Annotated in this window: 1 protein-coding gene; it reads left to right on the forward strand. The window is 54.7% G+C overall.

The window, feature by feature from the left end; genetic code table 11:
* A partial coding sequence (locus ACYP03_RS24130) for a TOBE domain-containing protein (RefSeq protein WP_459782382.1) occupies positions 1-325 on the forward strand: 325 nt, incomplete at its 5' end.
* Positions 326-448: the final 123 nt, after the last annotated feature.

The raw sequence follows: 448 nt of genomic DNA on the forward strand, positions 1-448 counted from the left end.
GCGAATCGGTGAAAGCCTGCTGCCACTTCCGGCCGCTCAATTCCAGCGCGGCGAGCAGGTAGAACTGGGACTCAGACCTGAAGATCTGCATTTTCTGCCCGCGGGTGAGAAGAGTGACAGCAGCGTGCTGGTACGCATAGACGATCTGGAGTTTCAGGGCACTTTCATGCGTGCCGACTGCCAGCTTCAGGGTGCGCACCAATTACCGACGATCAAGGTGGATGTTCCTATCAGGGAAACGCGTCACCTTGGCCTGAGCCGAGGCAACTATCTGCAGTTGCATATTGCCGATAAGCATACCCATATCTACCGCCAAAGCCGATAAACAGGATGTCACCATGACTCAACTGACCCGACCGCTTCTTACGTCAAAGCCAGGTCTCTTACAATCCCTCATACGGCTGCGTCATCACTTTGGCCGTGACAACGTCACTCTTGCCGTACTGTT

Source organism: Photobacterium sp. R1, assembly GCF_054600795.1.